This window comes from Streptosporangium sp. NPDC001681, assembly GCF_040298085.1.
Lineage (GTDB): Bacteria > Actinomycetota > Actinomycetes > Streptosporangiales > Streptosporangiaceae > Streptosporangium.
Genome location: NZ_JBEOZN010000194.1, coordinates 1 through 14905, shown reverse-complemented (window position 1 = coordinate 14905; position 14905 = coordinate 1). Strand labels below are relative to the sequence as shown.

The following is a 14905-nucleotide window of genomic DNA, read 5'->3' as shown; positions in this document are numbered from 1 at the left end:
ACCAACCCCCCCCCGCCCCGTTTGTGTCCGACCCCCCACCCCCGGTTTTCCTGGGGTCCGCCCCCCCCCACCCGGGGCCCCCCACCTCTGGCCGGTGAATGCCGTGGAAGCACGCCGCCGCTTCGCCGCGGGCTACATGCACCCGATGGCCCCGTACGAACTGACGAGGCCCATGGCACCGGTGGTGCAGGTAGATACGGCGAGGCCGGTGGGCACGGCGGAGTAGACATGTCCGCTGAGACTGGCAGGTGTGATGGCGCAGACGGGTTGGAGAGCGACCATGGCGCCGGTCAGGCCGACGCATCCGCTGGACGGGGGCGTGGCGGGCCCCGCCAGGGGCGTCGCACCTGCCGGACCTGTCGCGCCCCTGGGGCCTGCCGGACCTCTAGGTCCCGCGGGGCCTTGAGGTCCTGCTGGTCCTGCTGGTCCTGGGCGTCCTACCGGCCCTGCCAGGGGCGCCGCACCTGCGGGTCCTGCTGGGCCGGTGGCGCCTCTGGGTCCTGCGGGGCCCGTCGGGCCTGTCAATCCCATTGGTCCTGTCAGCCCTGTCGGTCCTGCGGGTCCTCCTGGCCCCATTGGTCCTGTCAGCCCTGTCGGTCCTGTCAGCCCTGTCGGTCCTGCGGGTCCTGCCGGTCCTGGAGGCCCTGCTGGTCCTGCTGGTCCTGGAGGCCCTGCTGGTCCTGCTGGTCCTGGAGGCCCTGCTGGTCCTGCTGGTCCTGCTGGTCCTGGAGGCCCTGCTGGTCCTGCCGGTCCTGGAGGCCCTGCTGGTCCTGCCGGTCCTGCGAACGCGTTGGTGGAACTGGTAGCAGTGGGGCGCCGCCCAGTAGGCCTGCCAGGGGCGGTCAGATCGATCACCCTGGGCCCGTCGCGCTCGTCGTCGCGTTCAACGTCCCGGCCCCGATCTTTGTCGAAGGCGGGCCTGGCGCCCCGGTCGCAGTCGTTGTCCCGGGCACCGTCCCCGTCCCCGTCCCCGTCCCCGTCCCCGCCCCAGCCTCGACCTCGACCCCAGCCGGGACCGCCAGGGCATCCGCAGTGACGGCCTCCGCGGCATCCGCAGGAGCGGCACGGGCGAAGAATAGGCTTCTCACCACTGTGCACGGAATATTGGAGGCGGGCCTTGCCCCCTTTACCTCCGTTACCCCCGTTGTCGCCGTGAGGTGCGAACAGAATGCTTGCGTTGTCGGCGGTGGCGCTCGCCGGAACCTGGCTCGACGACATCACGAGGATGCCTGCCATCGCCGCGACGGCCAAAGCGCCGGCACGCTTACCGGAATGGGCTGACGCCCACTTGCTCCTACGAGGAAGCACGTTATTTCCCCATATCTTTACTAATTCCGAAAATATCCGGACCCGTCGTGCAGCCACGGAAGTGACGACGGAACAGGAGATACCCGGGGCTTATGGGGATAACGCTCCGGCATAGTTCAGGAAGAGCAAATAAGCGGCACTGTGCAGAAAAACCTACGCCTCATCTACGGTTTAGTCAGATTTAGGATGATTGTTCGGGAGTAGTGTTCCATGGGAGCTTTTATGATGTCCGATGAGCGGGGAAAGGTGATGATGTCAGGGGGGCGGGAGGGTCGGGCGGTCCAATGCTGATGATCAACAATCGGCATTGCCCGGAAAGCATATTTCCTCATAGTTCGGTGGCATAACCGCATGTAAATTCATGCTTTAAATGACAGTGTGTGTCGTACCGGTGTGAACCGGCACGACACACACTTCTTCCCTGCTCCTGGCGTGGGTGACCGCTCCTGCTCATCGTGCCGTGCCGTCACCGGACAGGTTCCACTTGGCGGCGTATCACCTGTCGCGGCCAGGTGTCAGGGACTACTTGTCGCGGATGATGATCTCCGGGAATGACGGGTCGTTCTGGAGGTCCCTCATCATTCTTTCCGAGCGCGTGAGGCGCTCGCGCCCGGGTCCCTCGTTCTCGTTGAAGTCGTTCCCGCCCCGGCGGCCGCGGTAACGGTCGTAGGGACGGTCCTGGTGGCGGTGCGGCCTTCCCCGCCACCTGTCCGAGGGCCTCTCCTCGCGGTACTGCCGGCGGGAGGGGTTGGGGTTGGGGGAGAGGCGGCCGTCGAGAGTGCTGTCGGCATTCAGCTGTGAGATCGAGCCGAGCGCCTGGACCTGCCCGATGGCGGCGTTGGCCGGTGCCTGGTTCGACGTCATGAGGATGCCGGAGACTGCCGCGATGGCGAGGACGCCCACCCGCCTGCCGGAGATCGGCCCCGGTGTCCGTCCGCTCTTTCGAGGAAGCACGTTATTTCCCCATCTCGTTTCTGGTTCCGAAAACATCTGATATCCCTCACTACCTCATAAGCGGCAGCAGCTAGGAGATACCCCTCGGACAGTGAGATAGCTCATTGAAACGGTTGAGGCAGAGCAAATAAATGGCGCCGTGAAGGCCGATGGGAGTCTATCTATTATTATTTACGGTTTTGTCATAGTTGTTCGTATGTTATGAGAGGCGAGGTTACTGCGAATTACCGGCCGGTTCCTCGGCGGGAAACCCTGCAGGCGCCGCCGGTCAGCGAGACGACCTGCCTGGTATAGCCGGTGTTACCGGCGATACCAGGCAGGTCCACGGACCGTTACCGGTAGACGCGGGGGTCGGCCAGAAGCGGGCGCGACAGGCGCACGGTGATGAACTCGTTGTCGTCGGGCCGGCCCGGGGTACGGCCGGCGGAGAACGGGAAGTTGTTGTCGTCGAGCACGCCCAGAGTCCGGTCGTCGAGGATCACCACGTCCTCGATGGTCTGGAACGGGAACCTGAAGGTCTTCCCGAACCCACCCAGGCCGTGCGGGTTGGCCAGGTCGAGCAGGTCGGCGACGAGGGTCTTGCGCAGGTCCGCGTGGCGGATGTCCACCAGGTAGATGTGCTTGGTCCTGGCCGCGTCCCCCTCAAGGTTGTCGCGCTCGATGACGAGGAACCGGTGCCGATCGACTGCGATCATGTCGCCGATCGCGTTGTCGGGGCTCTCCAGCCGGTAGGTCCAGCGCTTGCCGGTGTAGGCCCGCTTGCGCAGGTCGAACTCGTTCATCCGCAGCGTCCCGGCCTCGTCGCCGGTCACGGTGCCCTCCAGCAGCGGGTACAGCGTGCGACCGTCGACCGAACGGGCCATGCCCTCGAAGCCCTTGCTCCGCCCCAGGTTGGGCTGCTCGCCGCCCAGGGACGGGTTCTCCGGGGCCTTCACGCCGGGCAGCGGGATCGGCGCCTCAAGCAGCTTGCCGGTGGCGGAGAAGTGCAGCAGGAACGGGCCGAACTCGTCCCCGATCCAGTAGGTGCCGTCGGAGGTCCGTACGATCGACTCCACGTCGAAGTCCGCGCCGGTCAGCTTCCGGTCCGCCCGGGTCAGCGCCCAGCCGACGTGACCGTCGGGGTCGCTCAGGTCGAACCCGCCGAGCACCGCGACCTTGCCACGCTTGAAGTCGGGCTTCACCTGGTGCACCCGCAGCAGGAAGTCCGCGCTGTTGGCCTTGCCGCCGTAGCCGTTGTCCGACAGCACGTCGAAGGTACCGTCCTGCCGCCGCACGATGCCGCTGAAACCCTGCACCGGCTGCCCGGTGAACGGCGGGGTCACCCCGTTGATCGGAGCCGTGCCGAGCTGCGCCCCCGACGGCTCGCTGCCGGGTACGAAGGTCAGTGCGGGCAGGGAGGCGAACCCGGTCAGGGTGGCGCGCCCGAATTCGGAGCGTCCGTGCCTGTCGGAACCGGGCTGTCCAGGGTCGGCCACCGCCGGTGCGGACACCGCCAGTGCCAGTACGGCCGCGCCGATGGTGATCGTCATACGTCGTCTCATGGCGGGCACGTTAGGGAACCCGGATGAACGGCCGGTATTACGCCGCGGGCCGTACAGCGAAAACAAAGGCATGGCTGAGGGAGTTGATGCGCTTGTGGCTTCTCGCTGCCCTCCCAACGGAATAAAGTTCCATATATGAGGATTTTCGCCAACATCATCGAGCTCAAGTCCGCCGTCGGGGAGCATCTCGGCTACACCGAGTGGCGCGAGATCACCCAGGAACAGGTCAACCTGTTCGCCGACGCGACCGGCGACCACCAGTGGATCCACGTGGACGTGGAGAAGGCGGAGCAGGGGCCGTTCGGCGGCACCATCGCCCACGGATACCTGAGCCTGGCGCTGCTGCCCTCGTTCATGGTGGAGCTGTTCCAGGTGGGCGATCTGGCCATGGGCATCAACTACGGGCTCAACAAGGTCCGTTTCCCCTCGCCGATCCCGGTCGGCGCGCGGGTCCGGGCAGGCGCCGAACTCGTCGACCTCAAGGGCACCCCCTCGGGCTACCTGTCGAAAATGCGGCTGACCGTGGAGGTCGAGGGCAAGCCCAAGCCCGCCTGCGTCGCGGAGACCCTCTCGCTGTACGTCCCGGCGGAGAGCTCCTGACCATGCGGTCACCTCTCCCGCGGAGGGCGCCCTCCTTGACTCAGCCCTCCGTGGAGAGCTCCTGAGCCAGGATCGCGGCCTGGACGCGACTGCGGAGACCCAGCTTGTTCAGCAACCGGCTGACGTGAGTCTTCGTCGTCGCCTCCGCCATGTCCAGCTCCACGGAGATCTCCGTGTTCGACAGGCCCCGGCCGATGCAGGCCAGTACCTCGCGCTCGCGCGGGGTGAGGCCGCCGATCTCGTACGGCCTGCGCGCGGGGACCGACGCGCCGAAGGCAGAGATCAGCCGCCGGGTGACCGAGGGCGCGATGAGCCCGTCGCCCCTGGCCACCACCCGCACCGCGTTCACCAGGGCGTCGGCGTCGGTGTTCTTCAACAGGAACCCGGCGGCTCCGGCCCGCAGCGCCCCGAAGACGTACTCGTCGATGTCGAAGGTGGTCAGGATCAGCACGTCGGCGATCCCGCTCAGCGCGCGCGTCGCGGAGATCCCGTCGAGCTTCGGCATCCGGATGTCCATCAGCACCACGTCCGGGCGGAGCTCGGAGGCCATCGCGACGGCCTGCTCGCCGTTGGCGGCCTGGCCGACGACCTCGATGTCGTCGTGACCGTCGAGGATGAGGACGATCCCGGCGCGGACCGCCGCGTGATCGTCGGCGACGAGGACTCGGATGGTCACGTGCTCTCCAGAGTGGGCAACTCGGCGCGGACGCGCCAGCCGTCATTATGCGGTCCGGCCTCGAAGACGCCGCCGACGAGGTTTGTGCGCTCCCGCATGCCGATGATCCCCGCACCCGCGCCGGGCAGCTTCCGCTCCGCTTCGCCCACCGGGTTGTCCACGGTCAGGGTGACCAGCCCCGGCAGGTAGCCGATCACCACGTCGGCGGCCTTTCCACCGTGCTTGAGCGCGTTGGTCAGCGACTCCTGGACGATCCGGTAACCGGCCAGATCGACCGAGGCGGGCAGTTCCCTGACATCGCCGTCCACCCGTATCCGCACGTCAAGCCCCGCCTCCCGGGCCCGCTCCGCCAGTTCTTCAGTCTCGGCCACCCGGCGCCGGATCGCCTCGGGCTCCTCGCCGTCCTGCCGGAGCAGCCCGATCATGGCACGCATCTCACCCATGCCCTCGACGCTGTTCTCCCTGATGGACTCCAGCACCTTCCGTACGGTCTGCGCGTCCAGGTCCCGGCGGGAGAGGACGGCGGTGGACTGGATGGCGATCGCGCTGAAGTGGTTCGCGATCATGTCGTGCAACTCCCGTGCCATCCGGGCCCGCTCGGCCTGCACCGCGGCCGCCCGGTCCAGCTCCGCCAGCCGCGCCACCTGCTCGGCCCGCGCACGCTCGGAGGTCGCCTGGTCCTCCAGCTGTCTTATGATCATCGCGGTGAGGACGGGGGTCACCCCGACCAGGCCCGTCTGGACGAGGAAGACGGCAGCGGCGGCCCACTGCCTGAACAGGACCCCGGCGACCACACCCGCGACGACGGCGATCACCGAGGTGATGCCGAGCATCCACCTGCCCAGCGCGCGGGGACCGTACCTGACCCCCGAGTAGAGGTTGTCGGTGACGATCAGGAGCGTACCCAGCGACGGGCCCATGGCGGAGTCGCCGACGAAGGCCACACCCCCCAGCACGAGCGCCAGCAGCGGCCTGCTCCGCCGTACCGCGACCCCCACACACGAGATCGCCAGCGGCCCGATGAACAGCGGGGCGGCGGCCCATCGGTGCTGGTAGGCGCCCGCGGCGAGCAGCAGGAGACCGACGACGAAACACGCCACGGCCCCCAGCGCGTCTCGTCTCATGCCTCTCATCCCATCATTCCGATACGGCCCGCAGGAGCGGCGCAGGGAGGATCGCCGGTACATAAAAGGATGTACACCGGTTCATCAGCTCCGACGATGTCCCAGGTCGACCGGGTTGGGAGGATGAATCCATGGTTCTGGCGATCATCATCGGATGCGAGATCGGGTTCTGGATCCTGCTGGGCCTGGGGCTCGCCTCACGTTACCTGTGGGGCATGCGCCGACTCAGCACGGCGCTGCTGCTGGCGGTTCCGCTGCTCGATATGGTCCTCCTCATCGCCTCCGTCATCGACATGCGCGGCGGCGCCCAGGCGGACTGGCGCCACGGGCTGGCCGCCGCCTACATCGGCTACTCGATCGTCTTCGGCCACCGTACGATCACCTGGGCCGACGCGAAGTTCGCCCATCGCTTCGCCGGTGGCCCCGAGCCGTGGCGACCTCCGCCCGGCGGCATGGCCAGGGCCCGGTACGAATGGGGCATCTGGCTCAGGATCGTTCTCGCGTACGGCATCGCCTGCGCCCTGTTGTTCGGCCTGATCCTCATCGTCGGCGACCCGTCACGGACCACGGCGTTGATCGCCTTCATGGCCGGTGCGCTCAAGATCCCCCTGATCGCCGTGCTCTGGCCGCTGAGCTACACGCTGTTCCCGAAGAAGGTCGGCGTCGCCGGCGATTCCGGTGACTGATTCCGCGCATCGGTCGCGGTGTCACCAGCGATCCCAGTGGGTGACCTCCTCCATCGGCACCCGGCGCGCGGGCTTGAAATCGGTGCCGATCGTGTAGGCCAGCGGAACGAACGCCACCTGCATCACCTTCCCGTACGGGATGCCGAGCACCTGGGCCGCCTCCCGCTCCAGCCGGAGCGGTCCCAGCCAGGCCGTACCCAGCGACCTGGCCCGTGCGGCCAGCATGAAGCTCCAGACGGCGGGCAGGATCGAGCCGAACGTGTTGGCCTGCTCATGCGCGCTCGCTCCCTCGGTCCGCCCGGTGATGCACGGGATGAGGAACGCCGGCACCTGGTGAATGTGCCGGTACAGATGATCCGCTCCCTCCCAGACCCGCTCCATCGAGCCCGGGAACGCGTACGCCCGCCGCGCGTCCTCCTCCGGCATCGGCGTCCCCGGCCGGTTCATCCCCTCCCGCCACAGCGCCGCGATCCTCTCCCGCTGCCCCCGCTCGGTGACCACGACGAAGTGCCAGCGCTGGCGGTTACGCCCGGTCGGAGCCTGTACGGCGAGCTTGAGGCACTCCTCGATGAGCTCGCGGGGGACGGGCCGGGTGAGATCCAGTCGCCTGCGTACGGCCCGGGTGGTGGAGAGCACGTCGTCGGGGGTCATCTGGCCGCCAAAGATTTCGATGATGGTCGAATTGCTTGGTTCGATTGTGCTGCTGGACTTCGATGTTTGTCAAAGCCTCGAAATCCTTGGCTAGGATCGGCCCATGCGGGCCCTTCACCATCCGGACGTCTCCTCCGTCACCCTCCCCACCATGCTGAACGCCCTCGCCGACGAGGTCCGGCTCTCGGTCGTCCGCCAACTCGCCGAGGCCGGCGGCGTGGTCTGCGGCCAGTTCGACGTCCCGGTGAGCATGTCGACCCTCTCCCATCACCTGAAGGTCCTCCGTGAGGCCGGGCTCCTCCGCGTCACCCCCGAAGGCAGCTTCCGCCGCCACGAACTCCGCCTCGCCGAGATGGAGACCCGATTTCCCGGTGTCCTCTCCTCGATCCTCCGGTCCGCCTGACCCTCTGATCCAGGGCCTGTCACACCGTCCGACCTCGGCGCGGTGCTCGCGCCCTCCCTCGATCACGAACCGATCGGCTAACCGGTTCGAGGCACCCCACAAAACCCGCTATGCTTGCTTACGCAGCGAGCGGCCGTAGCTCAATGGATAGAGCATCTGACTACGGATCAGAAGGTTGGGGTTTCGAGTACCTCCGGCCGCACACATGCAAGAAGGCCCCTGAACAGGCATTACGCCCTCAGGGGCCTTCGTCGTTCCTTGATCGTTCGAGCTTCTTGCTAACACCCTTGCTAACAGGCTTGGCTCCCGGTTGGCTCCCATCACCCTCCGAGCGTGGTCAGCATGAAGTAGTGGAGTACGCCGCCGACCAGGATGGCGACTGCACCCGCCAGCCACATCGGCGCATGATCTTTCCCTCTGGACAGCAGCAGGGCTCCCCGATCGTGCGGTCTCTGCACGCCCACTTGAACGATATGAACGACCAGTGCGAGCAACACCGACAACACGGTGTAGGCGTCGGGGCTCACCCTGGTATCCCAGATCATGACGACATCCACGATCAGCCCGAGAAGACCGGCACCGGCAATGAGCACTCTGCCCTTCTTCGGCACATCGAGGCGAGCGGCGTTCATCAGCGCGATGACGGTGACGGCGGCAACCCCACCGAGGACGGCCACGTATCCCTGCGACTGAAGCCGCCACGGCCGGGGGCGTTCAGCCACCACCGGTGGTTGAGACGGCAAATCCGTGGACGCCACAGGAACAACCTCCAAGTTCTGATCTTGGAATTCCTATCCCATTCGGCCTGGCTCCGCCAGATGCCAACAGGCGACGACACACCAGTAGACCCGCTAGGCGAAATGCCGTCACGGGCCTACTGGGTCGCGCTTGGGTTTCGATCCTTCCTACTCCCCGATGGCCTCGGCGAAGATGTCGGCCGCGGAGGCTTCCGCCGCTCGGATCACGTGGGCGTAGACGCGGAGCGTGATGGACGGGTCGGCGTGGCCGAGTCGGGCGGCGACGACATGGACGGGGACGCCCGCTAGGAGCAGAGTCGTGGCGTGGATGTGCCGGAGGTCGTGGAGCCGGGCGTGCGGGAGCGGATTCTTGGGTTTCGGTCCCTTCGATGGATCGTTGTAGCGGCGGATCATGGTCGCGGTGAGCGAGCTGACCGTGTCGGGATGGATCGGTTCACCCCAGCCGGTCGTGAACACGTGGTTGCTCGTTCCCTTCCACTCCTGTCCGGCCGCCAGCTTGTCGGCAGCCTGCTTGCTTCGCTGTGCTTTGAAGACCTTGACCGTTCCGTCGTCGAGGCTGACGATGCGCTTCCGGCCGCTCTTGGTGGTTCCCTCGATGCGTTCGCCATCGATGAAGGCGGCCGATCCGGTGATGGTGATCTGCTTGCCGTCGAGGTCGACGTCTGACCAACGCAGGTTGAGCAACTCCCCGCGCCGGGCGCCCGTGTAGGCAGCCACATGGAAGAAGGCGGACAGCCGATGCGCGGACATGATCTGTAGGAAGGTCTTGAGCTGGTCGGTAGTCCACACCGTGCCGGGTTCCTGGACATCCCGCCGAGGACGCTTGGCCCGCTCGACAGGGTTGGAGGAAAGGACCTGGTCGACTTCAACCGCATCCCGGAACGCCTTGCGGAGGACCGCGTGCACGTAGTCGATCGTACGAGCCGAGAGCTTGCGGCCGTTTTTGCCGCCGCCGGCCATCAGGTCCCGGTAGAGCTTCGTGATCGTGGCGGGACGGACGGCCTGAAGTTTCTGACGCCCGATGTGCGGCTTGACGTAGCGGGTGATGATGTCGCGGTAGTCCTTGAGCGTCTTCGGCTTGATCTCGACCGAGTGCCCTTCGATCCACTCGTCAAGATACTCGCCCACGGTGATCGCGTTCCGGTCGACGTACTCACCGCGGCGAGCTTTCACCCGAGCCTCATCGCGAGCGGCCTTGGCGTCATCCTCGGTCTCGAAACCGCTCACCCACTTGGGCTTGCTCTCGCCGGTCTCCGGGTCCTTGACGCGGATCACGTAGGACCAGGTGTTTCCGCGCTTCATGACGCCGTCGCGGAGCTTGGGGGCGCTCTTCTTGTTCGGCGTTGCCCAAGCTCAAGGTCGGCACCGGCCGAGCAGACGGGTACGAGTTCGTCAGCGCCGAGCACCTGGACAAGCTCCGCCAGGCGGGCCGACTGGTCGCTGAAACCCACTGCTACGGCAACGTCTACGCCATCGACCGCCAAACGATCGAAGACCGCCACGCCGCCGGCTACGTCCCCGTCGTCCACATGGGCAACCTCGACGACCTGCGCCGCCTCATCGGCCGAACTCCGGATTCCTGGCTCCGGGTGCTGCTGTGGGTTCCGCGCGAGGTCACCGAACAACGATCCCGAAGCCGCGGTGACGTCGACACCCACAAGCGCCTGACCGCATGGGACGAGACACTCACCGACCTGGAGACGAGCACCGACGCCGGGTTCTTTCACCTACGCCTCCACACCGACCGTCTCGGAGCCGACGCCGCAGCACGCGAGATCAGGGGTGCCTACGATCGACTACGGCAGGCCGGTTGTCCTCAGTCGCAGGAGTGCCGCCCTTGAGACGAGCCGCTACCTCGTCGGGGATCAGGTCCAGCCGCCACCAGGTGCCGCACTGTCGACAACGGGCACCATCGGGCAGAGGATTCGGGCGGGTCCACTCCACCTCGTGGTGAAGGCAGTCGGCCCCGGTCGGGTAGCTGCGTGCGCACCGCTCAGCTGTGACCGAGGATTCATCCGCCGTTACGATCAGCGGCGCGTCTCCCTGGGCGCGCCCGCAGTGCGGACACACCGGCGGTACATCGTTCAGCCGCTCTGCGATGCATTGCTGTTCGTCGGCCAGCTGGAGGAGTTCCTTGGCCGTTTCCGCGACCAGATGCCCAGTGAGCCCGGCGAGCATCTCCTGTTCGGTCAGCACGCGTTCGGGGGTGCGGTGTGCGGAGAAGACGCCCCACCCACTCTGTTCGGTCTGCCACCCCTCGATCACCGGCCCAGCGCCCACCGCGGGCAGAGGCCAGGTCGGAAGCTGTTGAGCGAACCGTTCAGACATCGCGTCCTCATTCCATTCCAGACATGGCCGGTGTGGTGAGGCGTGACGGCGTACCCCTCCCAGGGACCGCCGTCACGCCCGTTCATGGGTTCACCATCCGATCCCGCTGTCTGTGGCCAGGCCGGAGCAGCACGGGGGAATGGTTGAACAAAGTGGTGATCAGAGAGCCGTCCGCGGGAAACGAGCAGAAGACCGACAGCAGGAACGTCGGCGGCTTCAACCAGCAGCCACCACTACCCAAGCGGCCGAGCTGGGTGACCTGTCCCCACACGAGATCAACGGCACGATGTCCGCGCTCGTATTCCTTGCCGGGGACCGGAGTGATCCGGAACGGCTGATCACGATCACGCTCGAAAGCCAGGAGATCCCCCAGGCGAAGATCCTCCGCAGGCCGCACCAGCGCCCCGGCAGCCAACCCAGGTGAACGAACCGGCAGCATCAGCGACCTCCCGCCGGACGCGGTCATGCCGGGTACGCCGTTCTCTGCTCCGGCAGTGGATGGATCTGCCGCAACTCCGCGTACCGCAGGGCGACGCGATGCGTGGCCTGGTGAGGTTCGGTTGCCGGGTGACGGGCGTAGACGGGGCGGTACTGGCGGGGGTTCCAGCCGGTACGCCACCAGAACTGATCCCCGCGGCACCACACGATCAGATCCACCCAGACCGACACGAGCGCCAGCCCGTACCCGTCATGCACATCGGCAGTGATCCCGTACCGGGTCAGGGCCTCACGGAGTTCTTCGGCAGCCCTTACCGCTGTGTCGTCGGGGAAGGTCGCGGTCACGGCTCACTCCCTTCTCCACGTCATTCGGCGAAAGCTCTTGGTGGGTGGGCATCGGTGAGCGGAACCCGGAGCCGTGTCCCTTGGCGCCCTCCAGCACCAGGGGACGGGACCGGTGTGGGGAAGCGGTCCCGAGCTGGCACGTAGGCCACCGCTCGCCGATGCCATGGCCGCATCATAGACATGCAATTCTATAGAACACCATAGAACACAGCAGTATGTTCCGCTGGAGTGCCCTCCGCTACGGGCTTCTACCGTGTGCTCATGACCGAGTTGCGCGATGATCTGCCCAGGTGGCGACAGGTGCGAGACATCATCGTCAAGCGCATCGAGGCCGGCCAGTACAAGCCAGGCCAACGCATCCCCTCGGTTGTCGACCTCACCCAAGAGTTCGGCATCGCCACCCAGACCGCGCAAAAGGTCATGAACGCCCTACGCAAGGACCGGTGGATCCGCACCGAACGCGGCATGGGCAGCTTCGTCACCACCACCGAGGAACGCACCACGGAGCCCGACGAGGCACCCGAGTAGCCACTACAGCCTCAAGATCACCGGAGCCTACTTACTGTCCAGTCCCAGGAGATGACTGACGTTTCTGTCCCAGTTGATGCTTGACGGCTGGCCTAGGGATCATGCATCGATTCCTCATCGTCCGTGACCGTAGGCCCAAGAGGGAGCCGCTACGTCCGCTCATGCCGACGACCGGACGTCCCCTGCCAGATCATCGGACGCTGCTGCCCGATTTGGGGAAGAGTCCTAATTTCGGCCGTTCGTTCCGAGCAATGGGGCTGGATGGTCTCGATTGAGGGTGTCTGAGTACATCCTGAACAACATGCAGTAGTACGCCTGTGTCGGTTGGCCTGGTGGCGCCGATGTGCCGATACCCATGCCTACGACGAGTCCGCACTCGTTAGAGCTTTAGCGGTGAGGCGAGCCCGCCAGTAGCTGGCGGCGTCCTGACCTGCCTGCATTGCGGTGAACTCATCAGTCCGCTTCCTGAGCGCGGCAGCGGGCACCGTGCCTTCGACGTAGGACTCGAGAGCAAGGTTGAGTGCGCCGCCGCTCAGAAACTCGGCGTACTCGCGCACGGACTCAACAACCGCGAAGGTGGCGGGGTTGCCGTGCGCCAAGGCATTCCGGACACGACGACGTCTGGCCTCCAACACGACACCTTCGGTGGTGTAGTACTCAACCAGGGCGCGATACTTGGCGAAGTCGCTCACGCTTGCGAACATCCGCCTGATCCAGGCGCGCTCGGACTCGATGCGGCAGAGCGAGAGCAGGTCGCCAGAGCGGTCAGCGACGAACAGGATCCACGGGCGCGACGGATCGTTCGCGAACCACACGCGGCGCAGCTCGTTGAGCAGCCCGTCCCGGCCTCTACCGCCGAGCAGACACATATGAACGGCTCGCCGCACATCGGTAAGCCACCGAGCATGTGCCCAGCGCTCGCCGAGGAGATCGAACAAGTTGTTGGGGGCGAGCGCTGCGTGCGCCGCGATGTGTTGCACTACGCGGTCCCCAAGGGGGATCACGCTGCTGATGTCTGCTTCGGACGGCTTGCGCAGCGCCATATCGCGGCTGAAAGGGTAGTCGGCGGTGGTCTGCACTTCGAGTGCGGCCGCGAGAAATCGGGGTAGCTCTTCGCGGGCCAGCGCCAAGGCGATGCGTGGTCCGTATTCCTCGATCGCTTTTGCGGTGATGCCCGCGCCGTAGTGATCGTCGGGGAAGCCTGTCTCGCGCCGGGAGCCTCTAAAGGTAGAGGAGCTAGCCTGACCGGAGCGCAGGAGCCCGTGCTGGGCGAGGTGTGGGCGGATCCCGCCGGCGTTGTGGATCGAGACGTTGAGGATCGTGTTCACAATGCGAACGGCACGGTCGAACGCACCGGCTGCCGTGGTTTTCCCGAGGTCGACGCGAACCAGGAAGTCCACGTCGGACTCCTCGTCGACAAGCTTCGCGACCTTGAAGAGGGAGTCGCCCTGCACTAGTTCCCACAGCTCTGCCTTGTGCTCGAAGTCCTGCCCCTCGGGCTTTGCGTTGGGCACCGCCCAGTGGGCGTCCATGAAGGACACTCGTCCAGCGGAGAGGTGTAGGGACACTCGGCCCTGGTAGCCGAGCCATACTACGATCGGCTCGATTTCAGCTGGAGTACTGACGTGGGTCCGGGCGATCGCGATTCGCTCCTCCAGCGGTACGTTCGTCTGACCGATGGGAATATCGTCGGGATCACGGCCGAATGCCACGACCGAGACGAGGTCGAGGAAAGTCCACTCCGCGCTAAGACCGCGCCTGCGCAACTGGTCGAAGAGCAGTTCAGCGATCGGGCGGTATTCCCGGCTTTCCAGGGTACGGTCCTGAGCCGCGGCCACGAGGTCGTCCCAGCTGGCGCGGACGGCTTCGTCCGCTTCGAGCGCTTCGAGGAGATCCTTTGCGGCCGCGGTGATGTTGGTCCAGATAGAGCCGGTGCGGGTGCCCGGTGGCTCCGCCAGGACGGTCGCAGGGCTACCGATGAGCTGCGAGAAGGCGGCTTGGAACTGTGCGAGTGGTGCGGCGATATGTGCTCGAAGCGAGGCACCAAGCGCGCCTATGGACTCGTCGAGGTCGAGCTGTAGCGACGTTCGGTTGGCGGCCTTCTTCCAGGCGTCGACGCCGCTGGCAAGCTCCAGCCACTCCAGGACCTCCTCGACGATCACGGTAAGCGGCAGAACGGTGCTAACACCGTGGTGACGGTCGAGTGACGAGACGAGGGACTTCAGCCAGTCTGGATCGTCAGCGGACCAATGGTCGCTGACGTTGTAATCGATCATCACGTCGGGCCCGCCTCTCGCGCGGTCATGGCAGCGGGCTGGAAGAGCTGTTTCGTCACATCCCTCTCAGAATAGGGAACGAGATGGGTCGACCGCCTGTGAATAATTCTGGTCCTCTGCGGGGCTCTGCTGTCCTTTGACGGAGCCCCACCTCTCAGCGGCGGGACTAGGATCCATTACGGGCAAGTCCTAGTTACTGAGGTTGAAGCTCGGGAGTTAGATCATCGATGGTGATTTATGACCGCTAGATGACCGCACGTTCGGTATGCCGGAGTTATGAGGTATCCGG

Annotated in this window: 17 protein-coding genes and 1 tRNA gene; 7 read left to right on the top strand and 11 right to left on the bottom strand. The window is 65.9% G+C overall.

The genetic code is table 11. From position 1 onward, the window contains the following. Positions 1-575: 575 nt before the first annotated feature. The gene (locus ABT130_RS44560; RefSeq protein ID WP_350966059.1) at positions 576-806 is read left to right on the top strand and encodes a hypothetical protein; all 231 of its coding nucleotides are present in this window, start codon (positions 576-578) and stop codon (positions 804-806) included. A 1024-nt stretch (positions 807-1830) separates the two neighbouring features. On the opposite strand, the gene ABT130_RS44555 is transcribed toward ABT130_RS44560, so the two are convergent. Further along, the gene (locus ABT130_RS44555) at positions 1831-2262 is read right to left on the bottom strand and encodes a hypothetical protein (RefSeq protein ID WP_350966058.1); all 432 of its coding nucleotides are present in this window, start codon (positions 2260-2262) and stop codon (positions 1831-1833) included. A gap of 332 nt (positions 2263-2594) precedes the next feature. After that, positions 2595-3803, bottom strand: coding sequence for an esterase-like activity of phytase family protein (locus tag ABT130_RS44550; protein WP_350966057.1), 1209 nt, complete (start codon positions 3801-3803; stop codon positions 2595-2597). A gap of 135 nt (positions 3804-3938) precedes the next feature. On the opposite strand from ABT130_RS44550, the gene ABT130_RS44545 reads away from it, so the two are divergent. Then, positions 3939-4403, top strand: coding sequence for a MaoC family dehydratase (locus ABT130_RS44545; RefSeq protein ID WP_350914147.1), 465 nt, complete (start codon positions 3939-3941; stop codon positions 4401-4403). A 40-nt stretch (positions 4404-4443) separates the two neighbouring features. On the opposite strand, the gene ABT130_RS44540 is transcribed toward ABT130_RS44545, so the two are convergent. After that, positions 4444-5079 (bottom strand): response regulator, encoded by a 636-nt coding sequence (locus tag ABT130_RS44540; RefSeq protein ID WP_350914149.1) that lies wholly within the window; start codon positions 5077-5079, stop codon positions 4444-4446. Beyond that, on the bottom strand, positions 5076-6203 hold the full coding sequence (locus ABT130_RS44535; protein ID WP_350966056.1) for a sensor histidine kinase: 1128 nt from the start codon (positions 6201-6203) through the stop codon (positions 5076-5078). Before ABT130_RS44535 ends, ABT130_RS44540 begins: the two co-directional genes overlap by 4 nt. Before the next feature lie 131 nt (positions 6204-6334). Here ABT130_RS44535 and ABT130_RS44530 point away from each other — a divergent pair, with 131 nt between their 5' ends. Beyond that, entirely contained in the window at positions 6335-6889 is a 555-nt protein-coding gene (locus ABT130_RS44530; protein WP_350966055.1) for a hypothetical protein, read from the top strand. A 21-nt stretch (positions 6890-6910) separates the two neighbouring features. Here ABT130_RS44530 and ABT130_RS44525 read toward each other — a convergent pair whose 3' ends face one another. Beyond that, on the bottom strand, positions 6911-7540 hold the full coding sequence (locus ABT130_RS44525) for a nitroreductase family protein (RefSeq protein ID WP_350966054.1): 630 nt from the start codon (positions 7538-7540) through the stop codon (positions 6911-6913). A gap of 103 nt (positions 7541-7643) precedes the next feature. On the opposite strand from ABT130_RS44525, the gene ABT130_RS44520 reads away from it, so the two are divergent. Both ABT130_RS44520 and ABT130_RS44515 read left to right on the top strand, forming a co-directional pair. After that, positions 7644-7943 carry an ArsR/SmtB family transcription factor gene (locus tag ABT130_RS44520; protein ID WP_350914158.1) on the top strand — a complete coding sequence of 100 codons (300 nt, stop codon included), beginning with the start codon at positions 7644-7646 and terminating at the stop codon, positions 7941-7943. 129 nt (positions 7944-8072) lie between these two features. Continuing rightward, positions 8073-8145 (top strand) — tRNA-Arg (locus tag ABT130_RS44515). Positions 8146-8263: 118 nt separating this feature from the next. Here ABT130_RS44515 and ABT130_RS44510 read toward each other — a convergent pair. Beyond that, positions 8264-8620, bottom strand: a complete 357-nt coding sequence (locus ABT130_RS44510) for a hypothetical protein (RefSeq protein ID WP_350966053.1) — start codon at positions 8618-8620, stop codon at positions 8264-8266. A gap of 228 nt (positions 8621-8848) precedes the next feature. Next, positions 8849-10003, bottom strand: coding sequence for a site-specific integrase (locus ABT130_RS44505; RefSeq protein ID WP_350966052.1), 1155 nt, complete (start codon positions 10001-10003; stop codon positions 8849-8851). A 41-nt stretch (positions 10004-10044) separates the two neighbouring features. Here ABT130_RS44505 and ABT130_RS44500 point away from each other — a divergent pair, with 41 nt between their 5' ends. After that, positions 10045-10542 carry a guanylate kinase gene (locus ABT130_RS44500; protein WP_350966051.1) on the top strand — a complete coding sequence of 166 codons (498 nt, stop codon included), beginning with the start codon at positions 10045-10047 and terminating at the stop codon, positions 10540-10542. Here ABT130_RS44500 and ABT130_RS44495 read toward each other — a convergent pair. The 3 genes from ABT130_RS44495 to ABT130_RS44485 all read right to left on the bottom strand — a co-directional run bounded on the left by ABT130_RS44495 (position 10478) and on the right by ABT130_RS44485 (position 11812). Further along, positions 10478-11029, bottom strand: coding sequence for a hypothetical protein (locus ABT130_RS44495; RefSeq protein WP_350966050.1), 552 nt, complete (start codon positions 11027-11029; stop codon positions 10478-10480). The genes ABT130_RS44500 and ABT130_RS44495 overlap by 65 nt on opposite strands. 82 nt (positions 11030-11111) lie before the next feature. Further along, positions 11112-11468 (bottom strand): hypothetical protein, encoded by a 357-nt coding sequence (locus ABT130_RS44490; protein WP_350966049.1) that lies wholly within the window; start codon positions 11466-11468, stop codon positions 11112-11114. Positions 11469-11491: 23 nt separating this feature from the next. After that, complete coding sequence (locus tag ABT130_RS44485) at positions 11492-11812, bottom strand: hypothetical protein (RefSeq protein WP_350966048.1); 321 nt, start codon at positions 11810-11812, stop codon at positions 11492-11494. Between the two features lie 261 nt (positions 11813-12073). On the opposite strand from ABT130_RS44485, the gene ABT130_RS44480 reads away from it, so the two are divergent. Then, positions 12074-12340: a GntR family transcriptional regulator gene (locus ABT130_RS44480; protein WP_326645065.1), complete on the top strand. Its 267-nt coding sequence runs from the start codon at positions 12074-12076 to the stop codon at positions 12338-12340. A 359-nt stretch (positions 12341-12699) separates the two neighbouring features. On the opposite strand, the gene ABT130_RS44475 is transcribed toward ABT130_RS44480, so the two are convergent. Then, entirely contained in the window at positions 12700-14619 is a 1920-nt protein-coding gene (locus ABT130_RS44475) for a hypothetical protein (RefSeq protein WP_350966047.1), read from the bottom strand. Positions 14620-14905 lie beyond the last annotated feature (286 nt).

What these genes read in the sequence shown, in the direction of transcription:
- ABT130_RS44550 (WP_350966057.1), bottom strand. Translation starts at nt 3,803, where the DNA reads ATGAGACGACGTATGACGATCACCATCGGCGCGGCCGTACTGGCACTG.
- ABT130_RS44545 (WP_350914147.1), top strand. Translation starts at nt 3,939, where the DNA reads ATGAGGATTTTCGCCAACATCATCGAGCTCAAGTCCGCCGTCGGGGAG.
- ABT130_RS44535 (WP_350966056.1), bottom strand. Translation starts at nt 6,203, where the DNA reads ATGAGACGAGACGCGCTGGGGGCCGTGGCGTGTTTCGTCGTCGGTCTC.
- ABT130_RS44530 (WP_350966055.1), top strand. Translation starts at nt 6,335, where the DNA reads ATGGTTCTGGCGATCATCATCGGATGCGAGATCGGGTTCTGGATCCTG.
- ABT130_RS44525 (WP_350966054.1), bottom strand. Translation starts at nt 7,540, where the DNA reads ATGACCCCCGACGACGTGCTCTCCACCACCCGGGCCGTACGCAGGCGA.
- ABT130_RS44520 (WP_350914158.1), top strand. Translation starts at nt 7,644, where the DNA reads ATGCGGGCCCTTCACCATCCGGACGTCTCCTCCGTCACCCTCCCCACC.
- ABT130_RS44505 (WP_350966052.1), bottom strand. Translation starts at nt 10,003, where the DNA reads ATGAAGCGCGGAAACACCTGGTCCTACGTGATCCGCGTCAAGGACCCG.
- ABT130_RS44495 (WP_350966050.1), bottom strand. Translation starts at nt 11,029, where the DNA reads ATGTCTGAACGGTTCGCTCAACAGCTTCCGACCTGGCCTCTGCCCGCG.
- ABT130_RS44490 (WP_350966049.1), bottom strand. Translation starts at nt 11,468, where the DNA reads ATGCTGCCGGTTCGTTCACCTGGGTTGGCTGCCGGGGCGCTGGTGCGG.
- ABT130_RS44480 (WP_326645065.1), top strand. Translation starts at nt 12,074, where the DNA reads ATGACCGAGTTGCGCGATGATCTGCCCAGGTGGCGACAGGTGCGAGAC.